Source organism: Bradyrhizobium sp. BRP20, from assembly GCF_020194215.1.
Taxonomy (GTDB): Bacteria; Pseudomonadota; Alphaproteobacteria; order Rhizobiales; family Xanthobacteraceae; genus Bradyrhizobium; species Bradyrhizobium yuanmingense.
The window spans coordinates 49,210-67,040 of the sequence record NZ_JADYVY010000004.1 but is presented as its reverse complement, the minus strand read 5'-3'; the positions used below and the strand labels follow the sequence as shown (position 1 = coordinate 67,040).

General features: G+C 65.1%; 23 protein-coding genes and 3 pseudogenes. 13 read left to right on the top strand and 13 right to left on the bottom strand.

Going from position 1 to position 17,831, the window contains the following annotated elements; translation table 11 throughout:
• Positions 1 to 90: 90 nt before the first annotated feature.
• The gene (locus tag I6F33_RS11580) at positions 91 to 342 is read right to left on the bottom strand and encodes a DUF2798 domain-containing protein (RefSeq protein ID WP_225142532.1); all 252 of its coding nucleotides are present in this window, start codon (positions 340 to 342) and stop codon (positions 91 to 93) included.
• A gap of 235 nt (positions 343 to 577) precedes the next feature.
• Between I6F33_RS11580 and I6F33_RS11575 the strand changes: the two genes are divergently transcribed.
• Positions 578 to 766, top strand: coding sequence for a hypothetical protein (locus I6F33_RS11575; RefSeq protein ID WP_109143203.1), 189 nt, complete (start codon positions 578 to 580; stop codon positions 764 to 766).
• A 30-nt stretch (positions 767 to 796) separates the two neighbouring features.
• Here I6F33_RS11575 and I6F33_RS11570 read toward each other — a convergent pair whose 3' ends face one another.
• Both I6F33_RS11570 and I6F33_RS11565 read right to left on the bottom strand, forming a co-directional pair.
• Positions 797 to 1,051 (bottom strand): hypothetical protein, encoded by a 255-nt coding sequence (locus tag I6F33_RS11570; RefSeq protein WP_225142531.1) that lies wholly within the window; start codon positions 1,049 to 1,051, stop codon positions 797 to 799.
• Between the two features lie 98 nt (positions 1,052 to 1,149).
• Complete coding sequence (locus I6F33_RS11565) at positions 1,150 to 1,446, bottom strand: hypothetical protein (RefSeq protein ID WP_225142878.1); 297 nt, start codon at positions 1,444 to 1,446, stop codon at positions 1,150 to 1,152.
• A gap of 362 nt (positions 1,447 to 1,808) precedes the next feature.
• On the opposite strand from I6F33_RS11565, the gene I6F33_RS11560 reads away from it, so the two are divergent.
• Positions 1,809 to 2,273 (top strand): PaaI family thioesterase, encoded by a 465-nt coding sequence (locus I6F33_RS11560; RefSeq protein ID WP_225128888.1) that lies wholly within the window; start codon positions 1,809 to 1,811, stop codon positions 2,271 to 2,273.
• Between the two features lie 114 nt (positions 2,274 to 2,387).
• Here I6F33_RS11560 and I6F33_RS11555 read toward each other — a convergent pair whose 3' ends face one another.
• A complete protein-coding gene (locus tag I6F33_RS11555) occupies positions 2,388 to 2,681 on the bottom strand; it encodes an HdeA family protein (protein WP_036013032.1) in 294 nt (97 codons plus the stop codon).
• Between the two features lie 207 nt (positions 2,682 to 2,888).
• On the opposite strand from I6F33_RS11555, the gene I6F33_RS11550 reads away from it, so the two are divergent.
• Entirely contained in the window at positions 2,889 to 3,131 is a 243-nt protein-coding gene (locus I6F33_RS11550) for a PilZ domain-containing protein (RefSeq protein WP_225114243.1), read from the top strand.
• 219 nt (positions 3,132 to 3,350) lie between these two features.
• On the opposite strand, the pseudogene I6F33_RS11545 reads toward I6F33_RS11550, so the two are convergent.
• A pseudogene (locus I6F33_RS11545) lies at positions 3,351 to 3,565 on the bottom strand (hypothetical protein).
• A 152-nt stretch (positions 3,566 to 3,717) separates the two neighbouring features.
• Between I6F33_RS11545 and I6F33_RS11540 the strand changes: the two are divergent.
• On the top strand, positions 3,718 to 4,119 hold the full coding sequence (locus I6F33_RS11540) for a hypothetical protein (protein ID WP_036027875.1): 402 nt from the start codon (positions 3,718 to 3,720) through the stop codon (positions 4,117 to 4,119).
• Between the two features lie 101 nt (positions 4,120 to 4,220).
• Positions 4,221 to 4,544, top strand: a complete 324-nt coding sequence (locus I6F33_RS11535; RefSeq protein ID WP_036013014.1) for a hypothetical protein — start codon at positions 4,221 to 4,223, stop codon at positions 4,542 to 4,544.
• 57 nt (positions 4,545 to 4,601) lie between these two features.
• On the opposite strand, the gene I6F33_RS11530 is transcribed toward I6F33_RS11535, so the two are convergent.
• Both I6F33_RS11530 and I6F33_RS11525 read right to left on the bottom strand, forming a co-directional pair.
• Positions 4,602 to 5,069: a DUF6691 family protein gene (locus I6F33_RS11530; RefSeq protein WP_036013015.1), complete on the bottom strand. Its 468-nt coding sequence runs from the start codon at positions 5,067 to 5,069 to the stop codon at positions 4,602 to 4,604.
• 5 nt (positions 5,070 to 5,074) lie between these two features.
• Positions 5,075 to 5,501 (bottom strand): annotated as a pseudogene (locus I6F33_RS11525) (YeeE/YedE family protein).
• A gap of 47 nt (positions 5,502 to 5,548) precedes the next feature.
• Here I6F33_RS11525 and I6F33_RS11520 point away from each other — a divergent pair.
• The 3 genes and pseudogenes from I6F33_RS11520 to I6F33_RS11510 all read left to right on the top strand — a co-directional run.
• Positions 5,549 to 5,689: pseudogene (locus I6F33_RS11520) on the top strand (ArsR/SmtB family transcription factor); the annotation flags it as partial.
• A 43-nt stretch (positions 5,690 to 5,732) separates the two neighbouring features.
• Positions 5,733 to 7,169: a cytochrome c oxidase accessory protein CcoG gene (gene ccoG / locus I6F33_RS11515; RefSeq protein ID WP_225142530.1), complete on the top strand. Its 1,437-nt coding sequence runs from the start codon at positions 5,733 to 5,735 to the stop codon at positions 7,167 to 7,169.
• A gap of 155 nt (positions 7,170 to 7,324) precedes the next feature.
• Positions 7,325 to 8,494, top strand: a complete 1,170-nt coding sequence (locus tag I6F33_RS11510) for a GNAT family N-acetyltransferase (RefSeq protein WP_225142529.1) — start codon at positions 7,325 to 7,327, stop codon at positions 8,492 to 8,494.
• A 4-nt stretch (positions 8,495 to 8,498) separates the two neighbouring features.
• Here I6F33_RS11510 and I6F33_RS11505 read toward each other — a convergent pair whose 3' ends face one another.
• On the bottom strand, positions 8,499 to 9,164 hold the full coding sequence (locus tag I6F33_RS11505) for a DsbA family oxidoreductase (protein ID WP_036043828.1): 666 nt from the start codon (positions 9,162 to 9,164) through the stop codon (positions 8,499 to 8,501).
• Positions 9,165 to 9,350: 186 nt separating this feature from the next.
• Between I6F33_RS11505 and I6F33_RS11500 the strand changes: the two genes are divergently transcribed.
• Positions 9,351 to 10,151 carry a thioesterase family protein gene (locus I6F33_RS11500; protein ID WP_225114246.1) on the top strand — a complete coding sequence of 267 codons (801 nt, stop codon included), beginning with the start codon at positions 9,351 to 9,353 and terminating at the stop codon, positions 10,149 to 10,151.
• On the opposite strand, the gene I6F33_RS11495 is transcribed toward I6F33_RS11500, so the two are convergent.
• Positions 10,139 to 10,963: a helix-turn-helix domain-containing protein gene (locus I6F33_RS11495; RefSeq protein ID WP_225142528.1), complete on the bottom strand. Its 825-nt coding sequence runs from the start codon at positions 10,961 to 10,963 to the stop codon at positions 10,139 to 10,141. The two genes, I6F33_RS11500 and I6F33_RS11495, sit on opposite strands and share 13 nt — an antisense overlap.
• A gap of 40 nt (positions 10,964 to 11,003) precedes the next feature.
• Complete coding sequence (locus tag I6F33_RS11490) at positions 11,004 to 11,825, bottom strand: helix-turn-helix domain-containing protein (RefSeq protein ID WP_225142527.1); 822 nt, start codon at positions 11,823 to 11,825, stop codon at positions 11,004 to 11,006.
• Between the two features lie 100 nt (positions 11,826 to 11,925).
• Here I6F33_RS11490 and I6F33_RS11485 point away from each other — a divergent pair, with 100 nt between their 5' ends.
• On the top strand, positions 11,926 to 12,156 hold the full coding sequence (locus I6F33_RS11485) for a hypothetical protein (protein ID WP_193374993.1): 231 nt from the start codon (positions 11,926 to 11,928) through the stop codon (positions 12,154 to 12,156).
• Between the two features lie 34 nt (positions 12,157 to 12,190).
• The gene (locus tag I6F33_RS11480) at positions 12,191 to 12,589 is read left to right on the top strand and encodes a hypothetical protein (protein WP_225142525.1); all 399 of its coding nucleotides are present in this window, start codon (positions 12,191 to 12,193) and stop codon (positions 12,587 to 12,589) included.
• Between the two features lie 834 nt (positions 12,590 to 13,423).
• Here I6F33_RS11480 and I6F33_RS11475 read toward each other — a convergent pair.
• Positions 13,424 to 13,816 carry a hypothetical protein gene (locus tag I6F33_RS11475; protein ID WP_157784088.1) on the bottom strand — a complete coding sequence of 131 codons (393 nt, stop codon included), beginning with the start codon at positions 13,814 to 13,816 and terminating at the stop codon, positions 13,424 to 13,426.
• A gap of 411 nt (positions 13,817 to 14,227) precedes the next feature.
• Entirely contained in the window at positions 14,228 to 14,791 is a 564-nt protein-coding gene (locus I6F33_RS11470) for an SET domain-containing protein (RefSeq protein WP_036013055.1), read from the bottom strand.
• A gap of 162 nt (positions 14,792 to 14,953) precedes the next feature.
• On the opposite strand from I6F33_RS11470, the gene I6F33_RS11465 reads away from it, so the two are divergent.
• On the top strand, positions 14,954 to 15,559 hold the full coding sequence (locus I6F33_RS11465) for a hypothetical protein (RefSeq protein WP_225142523.1): 606 nt from the start codon (positions 14,954 to 14,956) through the stop codon (positions 15,557 to 15,559).
• 10 nt (positions 15,560 to 15,569) lie between these two features.
• Here I6F33_RS11465 and I6F33_RS11460 read toward each other — a convergent pair whose 3' ends face one another.
• A complete protein-coding gene (locus I6F33_RS11460; protein ID WP_057030314.1) occupies positions 15,570 to 16,301 on the bottom strand; it encodes a TetR/AcrR family transcriptional regulator in 732 nt (243 codons plus the stop codon).
• Positions 16,302 to 16,407: 106 nt separating this feature from the next.
• Here I6F33_RS11460 and I6F33_RS11455 point away from each other — a divergent pair, with 106 nt between their 5' ends.
• Positions 16,408 to 17,805, top strand: coding sequence for a carotenoid oxygenase family protein (locus tag I6F33_RS11455; RefSeq protein ID WP_225142521.1), 1,398 nt, complete (start codon positions 16,408 to 16,410; stop codon positions 17,803 to 17,805).
• Positions 17,806 to 17,831: the final 26 nt, after the last annotated feature.

The window sequence follows — 17,831 nt, the reverse complement described above, 5'->3', positions numbered from 1 at the left end:
GGTACGGGGCCAGTGTGCGGCCTTTCGATCGCGCACCTGCCGGCGGTCCGCCTGTCAGGCTTTCGTCAGCCAGCCGGCTAGCTCGCCCGGCTACCGGCCGGCGCGGGGCTCCCGCTCCTCCTGGGTCAGGCGCAGCGAGAAGGTGCGGATCGCGGGCGCCGCCAGCAGCACGACCGGCAGCATCGCAGCCCATGCGATCAGCCAGGACACCATCCAGTGCCGCACGAAGAGCATCGGGCTGCCGGCGGGAAAGCTGGCGATCCCCGCCGCGATCAGCGAGGTCAGCCCGGACTGGATGATGCCGAAGACGAAATGCGAGTAGCGGCGGGGAATGCCGAGCATGAGGCGCCCATGGTTGCTTGCCCGTGATCGGCAAGCAAGGCACATGCCGTCGAGCGGATCCGGCGCTTCGATTGGAACCGCGATGCGGGACCGCCGGATGCACCCCGGCCGGGCTCCAGGAACTTTGTTCATGGTCGGAGAACCACGGAGGCCGCGGGCGACATTTTTCTTGCCTGCGGAATATTGCGACGACCAACATGTTTGCAGGCACAAGGGTGAATCGTGGGAGGTGACCATGAATCACAGGGGCGTCGAGTTCACCATCGCCAAGACGGCGATTCCCGGTATCTGGCAGTGGCAGTTCCGCATTGGCGACCGAATCAAGACCGGCAAGACCGAGACCAGGATCGACCTGCTGGCGATCCGGCGCGTGCAGCTGCGCATCGACCGCGAACTGAAGGCGATCGGGCGAAAGACGGCCTGAACCGTTTCGCCCTCTGCGCCATAGCGCGCGTCAGTCGGCGCTGGGCAGCCGACGCATGGTGAACTCGATATCGCCGCCGGGCAATTCGCGCCAGGTCTCGACCTCGCTCATATAGCCGGCCTTGGGGTAGCGGGCGAAGAAGGCCTGCGCCCGCTCCCGTGCCGCCGCCCGCGGCAGCGTGAAGGTCTCGCGCAGATAGCCATCGCCGGCGGACTGGCCGGGCTTGCCGGCCGCCTTGCGCCGGAGCGCCATCCGCTCGGCGAGATCCCGCGGACGATCGGCCATGTCCTGCCTTCCTCTGCGCACTACGCTACCGACAATGTAGGGCGCGGGCCGGATCAAGAGGAGTCCTTCCGAGGAGCATTGTGCCTCCCCGGAACGGGTCAGTTGGCGGCCGTCCCGCTCTTGGCCTTCTTCGGCGCACTGGTCGCGGCCGACGCCTTCGGCGCCGCCGGCTGCTTCGGCTGTTCGGCGCGCATGCCGCCCCAGGGATCGATGGACGCCTTGGTATCCGGAATCTTCTTCAGTGTTTCCTTGTAGGCCTTCTCACGTTCGGCCTCGATGGCCTTCTCCTCCGGCGACTTGCTCGGGGCATCCTGCATCAAATTGATGTTGGGCATTTGCGCGTAGGCAGGTCCCGCCAGCACGGCCAGCACCGCGGCCAAACGGAAAAGCTTCATCATTCACTCCTTAAGTCTTCCATGAGGCGCGGATCGCCCCGCGCCCTGTCATCCTCGTCAGCCCGGTCACGACCGGTGGCCGCTAGTGCCGATCCGATCGGCATGATTTGGGCGTCTGCAGCCAATCGTCCCAGATCGGACCGCATTTGGTGCACCCGCTCAGCGCGAGACCGAGCAGGCCCATGCAAAAGACGAGGATACAGCGACGCAACATCATCCACCCCTACCCAAGCCAGGCATCATATCGGGCCAAGTCAGGCATTTTCAAGCCGAGGCGGCCGGCGCCAGACCGGGTGACTTTGCCTCGCCGATGCGCGCACAATGCGGCGAAACATCCGGCAACACAGGAGAGCGCGACAGCAATGCAAACGCAGCCAGAAGCCGAGTTCGGCCTCGCCGACGCCAGACGCATCCTCGGCGAGGTCTTTGCGCCCTGGGTCCAGGACCTCAACCTCGCGGTCGAGCGCATCGAGCATGTGCCGCGCGCGGACGTCCCGGATTGGCAGCCCGGCGCGCTGCTGCGCATGCCGTTTTCGGAGCGGCTGTGCCGCAATGGCGGCGTGGTCTGCGGCCAGGCCCTGATGGCGCTCGCCGATACCGCAATGGTGATCGCGATCCTCGCGGCCAATCGCGGCTACCGTCCCATGACCACGGTCGATCAGACCACGCATTTCATGCGCGCGATCGCCGCGTCCGACGTGCTGGCGGATGCGCGCGTGGTGCGGCTCGGGCGCACCATGAGCTTCGGCCGCGTCACGCTGCTCTCGGCCGCCGACGGCAAGCCGGCCGCGATGGTGTCGAGCGCGTTCGCGATGCTGCCGGGGTGAACGCGCCCTGAAAACAAGAGAGCCGCGCGAAGCGCAAGGCTCGACGCGGCTCTCGATGGAAATCGTGTCGGGACAGCAAGCGCGATCGCGCTTGCCGTCATTGCGCCGGCAATGTCACTTGCCGAGGATCTCGTCGGCCGCGGTGACGACGCTGACGGTCGGATTCTTTCCGCAATAGGCGCCGAACTTCTTGGCATTCTCGATGAAGATGTCGGTGTCGATGATCGCGTTGTCCTCGTCGCCCTTGTACCAGCCGTCCATCCAGGTCAGCACGACGCCGATGTTGTCCTCGCCGCTCTCGAGGAACTGCTTGCAGGTCATGGTCGAGAGGTCCCACTTGACGGCGTGGGCGGGCATCGAGGCCAGCGAGAGCGCTGCGGCGAACAAAATCGAAAGCGAAGTCTTCATCAATATCTCCATTGGCGCGTCGCGCCATAAAGGAAAGGCACTTGTGTAGGCTCTTTGGGTAGGCTCTTTGGGCAGGTTCGTGGGAGCGGCTCGCCGCTCCAACGTCGTAAACAAAGTCTGAAACGCCGTGCAAGTAGCGCCAGTATTGAGTTTAGTTCAACGTAATTTCTCTGCACTACTTCCTACTAATCGGCAGGACTAACGCGGATGATTGAGAAGCGCACATCGCAACGTCACCGTGTTTTCAAGGGTGGAAAGATCACCTTTGAAAACAGCGGCATTCCTTGCACAGTGCGAAACATGTCGGCGGGCGGCGCGGCGATCGACCTCGACACTCCCGTCATGTTGCCGCAATCGGTCACGCTCTCGATCGCGTGTGACGATTTCGTACGGCATTGTCGCACAGTTTGGCGCAGCGACAAGCGCGTCGGCCTCGCTTTCGTGCAATAGCCGGCGCGATGTGAACGAAGGTTCGCATCGCATGCACAACGCGATCATGATTGCTTCGATAGACGGCGTGGCTGCCAGCGGGCGCGCAATCACGCGCGTGACGATCGCGATCGATGATGCCCCCGCAACGATTCGCCCGCCCGGGTGATCGATTGCGCGCGACAGGAGCGACGACGCTTCGCCAAACCTGAAACACAAGTCCGCGCCATCCGCCTCCCGTCATTTCGGTTTCGTGGCAGGCTCGCCCGGGCGGGCGCCGCCCCAGGGGTCGTACTTGTCCTTGGGCTCGGGAATGCGCTCGAGCGCGGCCTTGTAGACCTTCTCGTCGACCTTGGGACTGTTGTCGATCGGCTTGGGCGGCTTCATTGGGCTGGCGCCTGCACTGAGCCGGCGGTCACCGCCAGCACCGCGGCCGCGATGACCAAAATCCGCATTGCAGCAATCCCCCTCGCGTGGGGTACAAACGAGCCCGCAACCGCGGAATAGCAATGCCGCGGGTTCCGAGACTTCAGCAAATCTTGATCGGCCTGGACTTCGTCCGATCGCATTCGTGCCTATCTGTCGGCCCGCAGGGGACCTTTCACGGATGTTGCGGATCATTGCTCATGCGGCGCTGCTCATTGGCGCGCTTGCGCTCGGTGCCTGCGGCTTTGCCGACAGCCGCGCACCGGTGCCGGAATTCATGCGCATGAAGGAGCCCGAGCAGCCGCCGGAAGCGCCGCCCGACGTCAAGCGCGTGGTGCGCGAGCAGATCGACGTCGTCTTTCTCGCAACGTCCTATCCGCGCGAGGTTCACGTCGCCCCGCCGCATCGTGAGCTGCGAGGACCGGGCTGGACCGCGTGCGTCCGCGCGCAGCTCACCTCGGCGACCGGTACGTCGCTCGGCGCCCAGACCTACATCGTGACGATCAACGACGGCAGGGTCGTGGACCGCCGGCGCGCCGACGCCGACGACATCTGCGGCACGGAGACTTACGAGCCGATCTAGGAACCCGCCCCTGACACAGGTTCCGGGAAAAACCTGTAGATGACCCGGAACGATCACCGCCTCCCCTTCTTGTTACCGCCGAGGGCAGTTTCGAGGAGGACATGATGAGGACGTTGACTATTGCGCTGCTGGCAGGCGTGGGGGCCTTGGCCGCCGCCTCGGGGGCCAAGGCTTCCGATATCTATACGACCAGCGAATACACCAATCCGGATCTCGTGCAGCAGGTGCGACTCGTCTGCGACGAGGATGGTCGCTGCTATCGCACGCGCGGCGGGTCGCGCGTGATCGTGCGCGATTCCTACAATTACATGCCGCGCGACCGCTACTATGAGCGCCGGAGCTATCATCGCCACTACGATGACGGCCCGCGCGCCGGCGTCGGCATTCGCGCGCCCGGCGTCAGCGTCGGCGTCGGTAGCTGGTGAGCGATGAAGGCTTGATGGTCGGAGACCGGGCGAGACTATTCGCCCGGTCCCGTGACCTCAGGTTTCGAGTGGATCGGCCGGCGTGATGTAGCGCGTCGATGACGGCAGCTGAGCGATGAAGCGGGCGAGCACCATGCCGGCGCACATCGCCACGACAAAGATGACGGCGGAGAGCGAGCCAAATCCGAGCGCGGTCAGCGCCGGCCCCGGGCAAAAGCCTACCAGCCCCCAGCCGATGCCGAAGATCGCCGGACCTGCGACGATCCTGGGGTCGATGTCTCGCCGCGTCGGCAAATAGAATCGATCAGCGAAGAATGGACGCGGAAGCTTGAGAACGCGGCTGAAGCCGACGAAGGTCACGGCCACCGCGCCCGCCATCACGAAAGCGAGGCTCGCATCCCATGTCCCTGCCTGAATGCCGGCGACGTCCAGGAAGTTCAGCACCTTTGCGGGGTTCGACATGCCGGAGACGATGAGGCCGAGGCCGAAGATCAGCCCAATCGCGAATTGAACCAGGATTGCCATCGCCGTCAGTTCCAGTGCCGCATCAAGAACACGGTCGCCATGCCGGCGGCCATGAAGGTGATGGTCGCAACCAGCGAGCGCACCGACAGCCGCGACAGGCCGCAAACGCCGTGGCCCGAGGTGCACGCTGCCCCACACCGAACCGAAACCCGTGAGCAATCCGCCGATGATCAGGAGGGCCGGCCCCGCCGCGATCGTCTGCTCCGGCAGACCTCCGGTGACGAGCCGGACCAGCACGGGCGCAGCAGCAAGACCGGCGACGAAGGCAAGGCGCCCAGCGAGTTCGCTGTCCTCATAGGGCGGAAACAGCCGCGCCGCGATGCCGCTGACGCCGGCGATCCGACCCGTTGCCCACATCAGCAGAACGGCCGCGAGGCCAATCATCGCACCGCCAACGAGCGACGCGATCGGCGTAAAAGACGTCGTGACCATGACCTCTCCTGAGCGAGAGCGCCCTTGCGTAGGGCGCAAATACCATGGCCGCGCTATCCCAGCATCTCGGAAAGATGCGCGCATTGAGCTTGGTCAAACCAAAGCGGGACGGCCAAACGATATACTACAACATCGCGAGCCCGAAAGTCCGCGCAGTGCTGGAGATTCTTTGCCGGCTCTTCTGCGCCGGCAAGTCGGACTCTCGCCTTCGCAAAACGCGGGGAGCATGGGATGACCGACGACACCTTCATCGAGGGGCCTCTCTACGAGAAGCGGAAGAAGGTCTACCCGCAGTCGGTCAATGGCCCTTTCCGCCGCATCAAATGGGCGATCCTGTGCGTCACGCTCGGAACCTATTACCTGCTGCCGTTCGTGCGCTGGAATCGCGGACCCGGCCTGCCCGACCAGGCCGTGCTGATCGACTTCCAGCATCGGCGCTTCTATTTCTTCTTCATCGAGCTGTGGCCGCAGGAGGTCTATTATTTCACCGGTCTCCTCATCATCGCGGCGATGATTCTGTTCCTGATGAACGCGGTCGCGGGACGGCTGTGGTGCGGCTACATGTGCCCGCAGACGGTGTGGACCGACCTGTTCTACGCGGTCGAGCGTTGGGTCGAGGGCGACCGGCGCGAGCGCATGCAGGGCGACAAGCGCTACTGGACGTTCGACCACCTTCGCAAGGTCGCGCTCAAGCACTTCCTCTGGATCATGATCGCCTGGTGGACCGGCGGCGCCTGGGTGCTCTACTTTTCCGACGCGCCGACGCTGGTGAAGGAGCTCGCGACCTTCCAGGCCCCGTTCATCGCCTATCTCTGGATCGGCATCCTCACCGCTACGACCTATGTCTTTGCCGGTCACGCTCGCGAGCAGATGTGCATCTACATGTGCCCGTGGCCGCGGATCCAGGCAGCGCTGACCGACGAATGGGCGCTCAACGTCACCTATCGGCGTGACCGCGGCGAGCCGCGCATGTCGGTGAAGAAGGCGGATGCCGCGCGCGCCCATGGCGATCCCGCCGGCGATTGCGTCGACTGCCATCAGTGCATCAATGTCTGCCCCACCGGCATCGACATCCGCCACGGCATCCAGCTCGGCTGCATCCAGTGCGGCCTGTGCATCGACGCCTGCGATAACGTCATGCGCGACATCGGCCGGCCCCAGGGCCTGATCGGCTACGACACCGACATCAACATGCAGCGCCGACGCGAGGGCAAGCCGCCGATCTACCGCATCATCCGTCCGCGCACGCTGATCTATGCCGCGGCCATCGCCATTGTGGGCAGCATCATGCTGTACACTCTCGCCACTCGCGCGACGATGGACGTCAACGTACTGCACGAGCGCAATCCCCTCTTCGTCCAGCTTTCGGACGGCGGCGTGCGCAACGACTACACCGTGCGTATCCTCAACAAGAGTGCACAGCGATCGTTTGCGCTCGAAGTCTCCGGTCTGCCGGGCGCGACCATTCGCGTCGCCGGCATCGAGGCGGAACCTGGCGGCAAGCCCATCATCGAGGTCGGGCAGGATCAGACCCGCGAGGTCAGGCTGTCGGTACAGGTTGGGCCCAGCGACCTGCCGAAGACCTCCCGCGACATCGAGATCACCATCACCGATACCACCAGCGGCGGCCGCGCGAGCACCCGCGATCATTTCGTGCCGGGAGACTAGCCACGATTCCTCAGGGTCAAGCCGCGGCCGGATGCTGAATGGAATGTTAACACCACCGCTCGAATTGCGGCGGCGTGCCAACGGTATTTTCCAATCTTTGCGCTAAGCATAACCGGTGGCACGGGCTCAGCTCGCGTGAACGGGGACGACGGGACGTGGTCGACATCGCGCATCAGGCTGCGATCAATCCGGCATCGGCAAGGGATGCCGTGACGGCGCGCGCGCCTGTCCCGCTTGCCGCCGTCGACACCGGCCAATGGCGCGCGCTGGCGCAGCGGGCGATCGAGCCGAACGGATATTACCTGCCTGCCTGGGAGCTCGCCGTCAGCGCAACTGCGCGCGGTCGCACGGATGCCTTGGCGCTAGCCGCATTTGACGGCACTTCGGCCCGGCTGATCGGCCTGATGCCGGTGGTCTCACTCTGGCGCGCTTTGAAGATTCCCCTGCCCGCCCTGGTGAGCGCGCATCCCTATGGCACGCTGTGCAGCCCGCTGCTCGACCGCGACGCTCCGCTCGAAGCCGCCAAGCGTCTGCTGCAGCAGGCGCGCGAGGCCGGCGCGCATGCGCTCGTGCTGACCGACGTCGCGCTCGACGGCGCAGCCATGGCATCACTCAACCAGGTGCTGAAGCGCGACGGCCTGAAGCCGAGAATCCTCAGCTCCTACATCCGCGCCAGCCTCGATGCGACGCAGGATGGCGACACGCTGTTGCGCGAGGCGCTCGGCGCCAAGAAGCTCAAGGAGCTGCGGCGCCAGCGTCACCGTCTCGAGGAGCACGGCCCCGTCGTGTTCGAGGTTGCGCGCAGCACCGACCAGATCGGACGTGCGCTCGAAACCTTTCTGCAGCTCGAAGCCAGCGGCTGGAAGGGCAAGCGCGGCACCGCGCTGGTCCAGCATCCGGGCGACGCAACGTTCATCCGCCGCGCAGTTCCCGCGCTGGCAGAGACCGCGCAGTGCGAGATCGTCACCCTTCGCGCCGGCGCGACGCCGATTGCCGCCGGCATCGTGTTGCGCCATCAGGATCGTGCCTTCTTCTTCAAGCTCGGGATCGACGAGCGCTTTGCAAAATATTCGCCGGGCGTGCAGCTCACGCTCGACCTCACCCGTCATCTCTGCGCCGACGCGGCCATCGCCAGCGCGGACTCGACGGCGAATGCGGATCACCCCATGATCAACCCGATCTGGCGCGGACGCCTCGCGATCGCCGATGTGCTGATCCCGCTGCGGCGGCACGATCCGGTCGTGGCGCTCATTCACGGCGCGCTGGTCGGCCTCAACGCCGCGCACGAGGCCGCGCGCGGCGTGGTTCGCCGGCTCCGAAAATAAAAAGTTACTCCGCCGCCTGCGCGTTGATCTCCTCGGAGACCTGGCGGATGGCGCGGGCAAGCAGGTTCGGATCCTGCGCGCCGGAGACGGCGTACTTCTGCGCAAAGACGTAGGTCGGCACGCCGGAGATGCCCTTGTCGGCGGCTTCCTGCGCATCTGCCGAGACGCGCGCGACGTCTTCGTCGGTGGCGAGGCGCTTGCGCACGTCGTCGGCATCGAGGCCGATGTCGGCCGCCGCCTGCACCAGCACGTTCACATCGGTGAGATCGCCGCCGTCGCGGAAGTACAGCTCCATCAGGCGCTGCTTCATCTCAGGCGCCTTGCCGATCGCTTCCGCCCAGAGGATCAGGCGGTGGCAGTCGGTCGTGTTGGGCTGGCGCGCCACGAGCTCCGGCTTGTAGACGAGCCCCTCCTCGCTCGCGGCCGCGACGACGCGTCCCGCAATGCCCTTATAGGCTTCGACCGAGCCGAACTTCTGGGTGAGATAGGCCTCGCGGCTGATGCCCTCGCGCGGCACCCAGGGATTGAGGAAGAAGGGACGGAAATTGAGCTTGACCGGAACGTCAGGCACCAGCGCCAGCGCGCTCTCGATGCGATGCTTGCCGATATAGCACCAGGGGCAGACCACATCTGAGACGACGTCGATCTGGAGCGGTTTCAGCGTGCTCATGTCAGGCGCCTCCTTCGGGCACTTCGAGGGTCCGCCCGAACATAAGCCGAACCGGGGGCGGCGCAAGGCACCCGTCCTGCATGGCTCACGACTTCACCTCTGCGGTTATTGTGACCGGTTCTCCCCGCCCCGATACTTACGGCCACGATACTTACGGCCACAATCAAGCCCAAAGGGGAGACCGCGATGAGCGCCATTTTCAAGCCGGACGGCGAACTGTTCCGGGCCACCGAGCATGCCGGCGGGCCGTGGTCGCCGGACATGCTGCAGGGAAGCGCCACCACCGCGCTGATGACCCGTGAGGTCGAGCGCCTCGCCGCCAGATCCGGCTTTGCTGTGCGGCGCCTGACCTTCGATCTGTGGCGGCCGGCGGGCCTGCGCCTGTTCAGGGCGGTCAGCGAGCTGCTGCGCGACGGTCGCAAGGCCAAGACCCTGCAGGTGCGGCTGATGGACGGCGAGACCGAGATCGGCCGCTGCACGGCGCTGCTGACGGCGCCGAGCGGCGAGTCGCCCATCGATCCGTTCGCGAGGCCCACGCCCGTCGACAAGGGCCCCGAGGCCGGCAGCCCGCCGCCCGCCTTCGCGCAGAAATGGAGCCGTTATTTCCAGAACGTGTCGGTGCGGCTCATTGAGGGCGCGCTGGAGAAGCCGGGCCCGGCCGCGGCCTGGATGCGGCTCGATGCGCCGCTGGTCGAGGGCGAGCCGAACACGCCGCTGCTCCAGGCGGTGCAGGCGGCGGACTTCTCCAGCGGCGTCGCGCAGATCGTCGACATGCGCCAATGGACCTTCATCAACCCGGAGATCAGCCTGTATTTCTTCCGTCCGCCCGAGGGCGAATGGATCCTGATCCGCGCCGCGACGCGCGTCGGCGCCCATGGCGCGGGCCTCACCACGGCGACACTGAGTGACCGCAACGGGCCCTTCGCGGAGGTGATGCAGGCCATGAGCTTCGAGCGGCGCGAAGCCGTGCAGGCTCAAGCGTCCTGATCTGCAAGCGCGACCAAGGCGGCCTCGGAGGCGGCATCAACAGGCATGAACATCTCGACGCGAAGCTCCTGCAGCGTGACGTCCTGGGGGGTGCCGAGCGTCAGCACGGCACCGATCAGACCAATGCCGATATCGCCCTTTCGCAGGCGCACCTCGCAGAGCGGCCCCGGGGCGGCATTGTCCTCGGTCGCCGGCGCAGGCAGCTGCGGCAGCCGCATCAATTCGCGCCAGGTCGATTGCAGGGCCTCGTCGAGCGGCGCGGCCATTGCCTCATGCCGCGCCCGCGTCAGCAGCGCGGCCGCAACAATCGGCCAGTTCTCGACGAACGGCTTGAGCTCGTCGGGAGCGAGGAACATGCGCATGTGGTTGAGCGGCCGCTGCATGCGTAGAGGGCCAAGCAGCATGGTCATCAGGCGCGAGGCGGCGCGATTGGCCTGCATCACGTTCCAGCGCCGGTCGGTGACGATTGCCGGGAACGGCTCGTGACGGAGAAGCAGAAGATCGATGGCACGCCGCGCCTCGGCAAGCTCCGGCGCCGACAGATCGCGCTCGCCATATTGCCGCGCGAAGCCGCCGGCCTCGAGCAGCGCATTGCGATCACGCAACGACAGATCGAGCGCCGACGCGAGCTGCAGCAGGATGTCCCGGCTTGCCGCCGCCTTCCCGGTCTCGACATAGCTCAGATGCTTGATCGAAATGCCGGCCTCGAACGCCAGCTCCGCCTGGCTCAATGCACGACGGGTGCGCCAGCCGCGCAGGAGATCACCGACGGGATTGGCCGGCCGCAATCGCCGGAACGCGCGTGTGTCCATCCGCCGATTATGCGAGCGCTGCTCCGTCCTGTAAACGGCGCTAGCGCAGCCCGGCCGCGATCTGCTTCAGCCGTTCGGCGGTGCGCTCGTCCGCCGGAAAGAACGTCTCCAGCGCCAGCTCCGACAGGGTGATGTCGACCGGCGTGCCGAACACCATGGTGGTGGAGAAGAAGCTGAGGATCTCCCCGCCATGCCGCAGCTTGAACGGGATCGCGACGTTGTCGCTCGACAGCGGGGCCGAGCGCGCTGGAATCGGATAGCTCTTCAGATCATTGTAGAGTTTGATCAGCTCCGGATCCGCTGTCGCCTCGCACTGCCGGTGCAGCCGTTCCAGGAGGTGCCCGCACCATTCGGCGAGATTGACCGTGCGCGGTGCCAACGCCTCGGGATGGAATGCCAGCCGCAGCACGTTGACGGGCTGGCCGAGCAGATGCTGCGGGATGCCATCGAGCAGCGGCGCCACCATGCGATTGGCGGAGACCAGGTTCCAGTGCCGGTCCACCGCGAGCGCCGGATTGGGCTCATGCGCTTTCAAGACGAGGTCGATCGCCGCACGGGCTGATTTCAAGGCGGGATCCTCCAGCGGGCGCTGTGGAAAGGCCGGAGCGAAACCGGCTGCGACCAGCAGCACGTTGCGTTCGCGCAAGGGCACGTCGAGCCGCTCGGCGAGCCTGAGCACCATGTCGCGCGAGGGCGCGGCGCGACCGGTCTCGACGAAGCTCAAATGCCGCGCCGAGATCTCGGCTTCGCCGGCGAGATCGAGCTGGCTCATGCGGCGGCGCTGCCGCCATTCGCGCAAATGGTCGCCGATATGGACCGGCTGGCTGCGTTCGGTGCGTGCGGTGGATGCATATGCGTTCATGGTCAAAAGCTAGCACGCGAATTTAGGCGCTTCCATTACCACCGAGGTAATCGAAATGGGGGACGAGCACGCGCATCTTTGGTCGCAACAGGAGATGACCATGATCGCGTTGCTGCTCTACCGGACCGTCGCAGACCACGTTTTGCCCTGGGCCATGGCGTTCGCAACGCGGATGCTGGCGCGCAGCCTCAACATGCCCGAGCCGCTGGTGCATTCGACCGGCGACTATGTCCTCGCGCAGGTCATCGCCTTCGAGCACGGCGTCGGCAGGAGCCTCTGCCCGTTCCGGCTCGCCCGTCTGCTCCGCGCCTGGTGGCGCGGTCGGCGCTAAAGTTCCACCCCAGCCCAACCAAGGAGACCCTGAGATGATCGATGCATCCACCTTCCTGCGCCGCGCCCTGTTCGCCGACGCCGTCTTCAGCGGCGTCGCCGCACTCGGCTTCACCTTCGGCGCGACCGCATTCGCAGCGCTGTTCAACCTGCCCGAAGCGCTGCTGCGCGAGACCGGTCTGTTCCTGATCGCCTACACCGGCTTGGTCGGCTGGCTCGCCTCGCGGGCCACGGTCGCGAAATCGCTGGTGCTACTGGTCGTGATCGGCAATGCCGCCTGGACCGTCGGCAGCATCGCGCTGCTGCTTTCGGGCGCGGTGTCGCCGAACCTCGCCGGTCAGCTCATGGTCGTCGCGCAAGCCATAGCCACCGGCGTGTTCGCCGAGCTGCAATATGTGGGCTTGAAGAAGAGCGGGCGCGCCGTGGCGGCGTGATCCTTGCGTGCCAGCTCCGCGGCGCAAACCGGGGAACGCGAAGGCTTCGTCATATGGGATCGTACCCGGATGCATGCATGACCTCGCGTTCTCGCGGCGGATTTCGCCCGAGCTTTGCTTCGTTGCTTGCGCCCTTCGGTTGCCGGAGGGCGCAGGGAAGGCCGGGCGCCGGCGGCACCCGAGTCCGTGTACAAGGACATGCACACGGGGTGGACCACAGGTGTTGCCGGTCGCCCGGCCTTCCCTGCGCGGATGGTTTTAACGGTGTCCTTCGTGCTCTCCTCGGGGAGCGTTGCACTATTGCCCCCGTCGCCTTGCGGCTTCTCTGATGCGCGCACCCGGTCGGGCCGCCGCATCACCGCAAGCCTTGACGCACAGACCCCGGGCGTCAGGACCACACGACTTCTCCGTCCGCGGACGATTTGGCCTCAGCGCCCGGGGCTTGGTGTGCGCACCCCAGACCATCGACCAAACCACTGTGACCGCGCCGTGTCGTATGCGCATCGCCTGAGACTCACGGTTGCCCGCCCTGTCCTCAAGCCAATCGCGCCGGCGCTACCGCGTCCACCGCACCCCCGGCCCGCATCTCGTGACGATCGCGAAGCGCCCCTCTGGCAGGGCCGGGATAGGCAACACATGCCACAAATCCGAAATTCGGAAAAGCGATATATTTTCGCCGGACGAGATTGACAGACTTCGGGTATTTTGCCCGACGCCTCGCCGGTAGGCAGCGAGAACGGCGAGCTGCGCGGAAAAGCGATGGGTTCGCAAGACTCAACCCATCCAAGGGCTAAATTCATTACCTAGTGGGGCTCAACTGGATCGTCAGAAAGACTAGAGGCATTCTCCCGCCGTTGGATCCACCGATCGTTCAAGCCGTTCGCGGAACGTTGCTTCTCGCTGCAAGAGTTCCTGCAACATCACCTTCAAAGCCAGGTACTCTGGCAGCTCACAAAAGCCCTTCGCGACTTCCTCTCGTGCCCACAGGCTCCGCACTCGATCATAGTCGGCGGCGATTTTGTCATTATCCAATTTTGCGTTTTCGTTGATGAACCTTTTCAAGGTCGCGCGGAATTCCTGATAAGTATGCTCACTCTTGCGATCGAGCGTGCCTTCACAAAGAACCATGGCCTCTCGGGCGGACGTCATAATCTCATAAACACACGTCAAACTCATTTCGCCGCCAATTGCCCCGGACGGCCATAGCGTGGTCATCGACAGGAACAAACATCCAACTCCTGCGCAGACATCTCGATATAGGATGCCAAAGCTTCGCATCGTCGTCTCACGGTTACGGTCGGGTACGGCAATAAATAAATCCCCGGTGCTCCAAATTCCAATCCAAAGTGGGTGGGATTATTCCGGTTGTTTCGCTTAATTGTGCCCGAAATGGTTGGTCATGCAGAGCAACGAGATGGAGGCCAGCAACGCCTGCGGTGAGCAGCGAAGAATCTTTCCGCGGCAGGATTCTGGATTGCTTCCGCCTTCGCCAGGCTTCGGCGGACAAGTCGCTTTCGCTCGCAATGACGGAGAGGAGACGAGAACGTCGTTCTCGGGCTGAGGGCGAGCCGAGAGCTTTGGCCTTGCGCGAAGCCTGTCAGCTCGCGCGGCAGAAGGCGCGCGACGACCAATCCGAGGCTACGCCTTGGCGCGGCCGACCTTGCCGGGGAAGTGCTTGCCGTTCAGCTTCTTCTTTTTCGTAGCGGTGGTTTTCGCCCCCGCCTTCTGCGCCTTGCGCTCGGCCCGCGCCTTCACCTTGGCGGATTCCGCCCGCGCCTCAGCGCGCAGCTTCTTGCGCTTCTTCTCGCATGAATCGCATTTGCAGCCGATCGGCTTCAGATAGGCTTTGAAATAGTCGGTGCCATAATCGTAGTTGATCTCGTCGCCCGGCTCGATGTTCCTGATGGCGCGGATGAACACCTTGCGCTCGCGCGGGCGGACGTCGGACTCGGCGTTGGGCCGGCAGGAATGGTTGATGTAGCGGGCGAGGTTCTTGCGCACCGAGCCGTCGATGGTCCAGCGCCCGTTGAGCTCGAACAGATATTTGTTCTCGATCTCGTCGTGCTCGGGAATCCGCGAGTCCAGAATCGGTCCGAAATAGCGGATGATCCGGGTCCCCTTCTTGATCGGCTTGGTGGCGAAGAGGCCGAGCCCGGTCTTGGAGCGGCCGACGCGATAAGGTTTGTTCGAGGTGGCTGGCATGATCGAGAAAATGAGAACGCGAACGAGGCAGGAGGAGCCCAAGCGAAGCCGCTCTTGTAGAACGATTCCGCGCTTCTGTCAGGTATATCCCAACCCTGTTTGAACCTTGCCCACAATCAAGACGTCTGATGGAACGAAGTTCCCAGTCCATCAAAGCCTCACATGAACCGTATCACTACTATTGGCTTGGCCGTCCTGATGGCTTGCATCGGCCTGAACAGCGCCGACGCCCAATCCCTGGGCAGCAGCTACACCTCGACGGGACCAAAAGATTGCCGGCAGATCGGCAAGCCCGGCGCGCTCGACGGCAGCAGCACGCGGGTTTGTCCGGGCAAGGACGGCCTGATCGTGCTGATCGCCGAGGACGACCTTCGCGAGATCGTCGCGGTCGGACGCAACCGCAAGGCGGCAGCCGAGGAACCCGCGGCAAACGTCTGGTTCGGGCCGTTCAATTCATCGGAGACGACCATCGAATGGCGCGCGGCCGGCGCAAAGCCGTTTGCGATCATCCAGCGCTGGCACATCGCCGACAATTCCGATCCCGACAAGCAGGGGCGGCCGAACACCAAGGCCATGCTGGTCGTGACCCGGCTGCCGCCGGGCCCGGTCTGCCACGTCGCCTATGTCGACGCCGCCGCCAACCCGAACGCCAACGAGCTCGCGCGCAAGGCCGCGGACGATCTCGCCCGCGGCTTCACCTGCGCCAAGGACGAGGTCAAGATCATCGGCACGCCCGGCCGCGCCGTCGAGCTCGCGATCAGGCGCTAGCCTTCGTGGTTCAACAGCCGGGAAGCTTCGGCGTCACTGGCACCGTCAGCATCGTCTCGAGCAGCCGCTCCGCCGTCGTCCCCTCCGGCAGCCGCGCGAGAATGTCCTTCAGCCGTCCGTCGAGCAGCAGCATGGTGAAGCCGTGCACCAGCGACCAGGCCCGCGCGATTGCCGCGCCCTGGTTCAGCGTCAGCGCATCGCCGCTGATCTGCTCCTGCCGCATCATGCCGATGGCATTGGCAAGGCCGGCGAAAGATGCCTCGGCCGCCTCGTGCAGCGACGGCCTTGAATAGTCCAGCCGCTCGGTGCGGAACATGATGCCGTACATGCCGGGATGGGCCTGCGCATAGGCGATGTAGGCTTTCGGCCGCGCCAGCGCGGCTTCGAGCGGCGTGGTGGCGGCATCGCACGAAGCGGCCATGACCACGTTGAACTGGCGGAAGCCGACGGCCGCGAGCTCGCTGAGCAGGCCCGTCAGGTCGCCGAAATGATGGGTTGGGGCGGCATGCGAGACGCCGGCCTCGCGCGCCACCGCACGCAATGTCAGGCCGGCAAGCCCGTCGCGCTCCAGCACCCGTTCGGCGGCCTGGAGCAGCGCTTCGCGGAGCGCGCCGTGATGATACGGCGTCTCGGTCTTGGCGCTTCTCGCGCGCCGCGAGGTGCGCGATGCCGCGGTCGAGGTGGTTTTTCTTAGGGCACGCGGGCTGCGCGCCGCGTCGCCCTTGGTGTCTGTCTTGGCCATTTGCAAGCTATATGACGCAATATTGACAGTGTAAAGATTTCGCTTGACGAAAGCTGCGATCGGGTCTACTCAATCTTTACGATGTAAAGATAAGGGAGGATTCGCCGTGCAGCACGACGCCATGGCCGAGCGCAGCAACAATATCGCGCCGATCCCATTCGAGGCCGACGCGCCCTTCCTGAAGATCGTCGGCGAATTGCCGCGCGAGCTGAACGGCACGCTCTATCGCAACGGCCCCAATCCGCAGTTCGATTCGCCCGGCGCGCACTGGTTCGTCGGCGATGGGATGCTGCACGCCTTCCATCTCGAGAACGGGCGCGCCAGCTACCGCAACCGCTGGGTCCGCACGCCGAAATGGCTCGCCGAGCACGACGCCGGCCGCGCGCTGTTCGGCGGCTTCGGCCGCAAGCTGCCGGATGCGCCGGCAAACCTGACCGATGGCGGCGTCGCCAACACCAACATCATCTTCCACGCCGGCAAGCTGCTGGCGCTGGAAGAAGCGCACCTGCCGACGGAGATCGAGCCGGGCACGCTGGCGACGCGCGGCTATCACAACTACCAGGGCCGCGTCGCCGGCAGTTTCACCGCGCATCCCAAGATCGATCCCGTCACCGGCGAGCTGGTGTTCTTCGGCTACAACGCTGCGGGCCCGCTGACGCCTGCCCTCTCCTACGGATCGATCGACGCAACAGGCAAGGCGACGCGGTTCGAGCGGTTTGAGGCGCCCTATGCCAGCATGGTGCACGACTTCATCGTCACCGCGAACCATGTGCTGTTTCCGATCCTGCCGATCACGGGCAGCATGGAGCGCGCGATGAGCGGACGGCCGCCTTATGCCTGGGAGCCGGACAAGGGCGCCTATGTCGGGGTGATGAAGCGCAGCGGCACGGCCAAGGACATTGTCTGGTTTCGTGCCGAAGCGTGCTACGTCTTCCATGTCATGAATGCGTGGGAGGACGAAAACCGCATCGTCGCCGACGTCATGCAGTTCGAGGAAGCGCCGCTGTTTCCGCATCCGGACGGCCGCCCCACCGATCCCGAGAAATCGCGCGCCCGCCATTGCCGCTGGACCTTCGATCTCGCAGGCAATACCGACCGCTTCCAGCAGACCTACCTGGACGACCTCACCGGAGAATTCCCGCGCATCGACGATCGCCGCGCCGGGCTGAAGAGCCGTCACGGCTGGTACGCCTGCGCCAATCCGAAACTGCCGATGTTCGGCGCGCTGTCGGGCATCGTCCATGTCGACGGCAACGGCAGGCGGCTCGGCCAATATCTGCTGCCGGCCGGCGACACCATCTCCGAGCCTGTTTTCGTCGAGCGATCCAGGGATGCCGCCGAAGGCGACGGCTGGCTGCTCGCGGTGGTCTGGCGTGCGCGGGAGAACCGCAGCGATCTCGCCGTGTTCAACGCCACCGATATCGAGGCGGGTCCTGCCGCCCTGGTGCAGCTCGGACATCGCGTCCCCGACGGCTTCCACGGCAATTGGGTCGGCGCCGCGTAGCCCTCGCCAATGGGACGCGAGGAGAT

Bases quoted from the DNA above. Each gene is read 5' to 3' on its own strand.
- I6F33_RS11580 (WP_225142532.1), bottom strand. From the start codon at position 342: ATGCTCGGCATTCCCCGCCGCTACTCGCATTTCGTCTTCGGCATCATC.
- I6F33_RS11575 (WP_109143203.1), top strand. From the start codon at position 578: ATGAATCACAGGGGCGTCGAGTTCACCATCGCCAAGACGGCGATTCCC.
- I6F33_RS11570 (WP_225142531.1), bottom strand. From the start codon at position 1,051: ATGGCCGATCGTCCGCGGGATCTCGCCGAGCGGATGGCGCTCCGGCGC.
- I6F33_RS11565 (WP_225142878.1), bottom strand. From the start codon at position 1,446: ATGAAGCTTTTCCGTTTGGCCGCGGTGCTGGCCGTGCTGGCGGGACCT.
- I6F33_RS11560 (WP_225128888.1), top strand. From the start codon at position 1,809: ATGCAAACGCAGCCAGAAGCCGAGTTCGGCCTCGCCGACGCCAGACGC.
- I6F33_RS11555 (WP_036013032.1), bottom strand. From the start codon at position 2,681: ATGAAGACTTCGCTTTCGATTTTGTTCGCCGCAGCGCTCTCGCTGGCC.
- I6F33_RS11550 (WP_225114243.1), top strand. From the start codon at position 2,889: ATGATTGAGAAGCGCACATCGCAACGTCACCGTGTTTTCAAGGGTGGA.
- I6F33_RS11540 (WP_036027875.1), top strand. From the start codon at position 3,718: ATGTTGCGGATCATTGCTCATGCGGCGCTGCTCATTGGCGCGCTTGCG.
- I6F33_RS11535 (WP_036013014.1), top strand. From the start codon at position 4,221: ATGATGAGGACGTTGACTATTGCGCTGCTGGCAGGCGTGGGGGCCTTG.
- I6F33_RS11530 (WP_036013015.1), bottom strand. From the start codon at position 5,069: ATGGCAATCCTGGTTCAATTCGCGATTGGGCTGATCTTCGGCCTCGGC.
- ccoG (WP_225142530.1), top strand. From the start codon at position 5,733: ATGACCGACGACACCTTCATCGAGGGGCCTCTCTACGAGAAGCGGAAG.
- I6F33_RS11505 (WP_036043828.1), bottom strand. From the start codon at position 9,164: ATGAGCACGCTGAAACCGCTCCAGATCGACGTCGTCTCAGATGTGGTC.
- I6F33_RS11500 (WP_225114246.1), top strand. From the start codon at position 9,351: ATGAGCGCCATTTTCAAGCCGGACGGCGAACTGTTCCGGGCCACCGAG.
- I6F33_RS11495 (WP_225142528.1), bottom strand. From the start codon at position 10,963: ATGGACACACGCGCGTTCCGGCGATTGCGGCCGGCCAATCCCGTCGGT.
- I6F33_RS11490 (WP_225142527.1), bottom strand. From the start codon at position 11,825: ATGAACGCATATGCATCCACCGCACGCACCGAACGCAGCCAGCCGGTC.
- I6F33_RS11485 (WP_193374993.1), top strand. From the start codon at position 11,926: ATGATCGCGTTGCTGCTCTACCGGACCGTCGCAGACCACGTTTTGCCC.
- I6F33_RS11480 (WP_225142525.1), top strand. From the start codon at position 12,191: ATGATCGATGCATCCACCTTCCTGCGCCGCGCCCTGTTCGCCGACGCC.
- I6F33_RS11470 (WP_036013055.1), bottom strand. From the start codon at position 14,791: ATGCCAGCCACCTCGAACAAACCTTATCGCGTCGGCCGCTCCAAGACC.
- I6F33_RS11465 (WP_225142523.1), top strand. From the start codon at position 14,954: ATGAACCGTATCACTACTATTGGCTTGGCCGTCCTGATGGCTTGCATC.
- I6F33_RS11460 (WP_057030314.1), bottom strand. From the start codon at position 16,301: ATGGCCAAGACAGACACCAAGGGCGACGCGGCGCGCAGCCCGCGTGCC.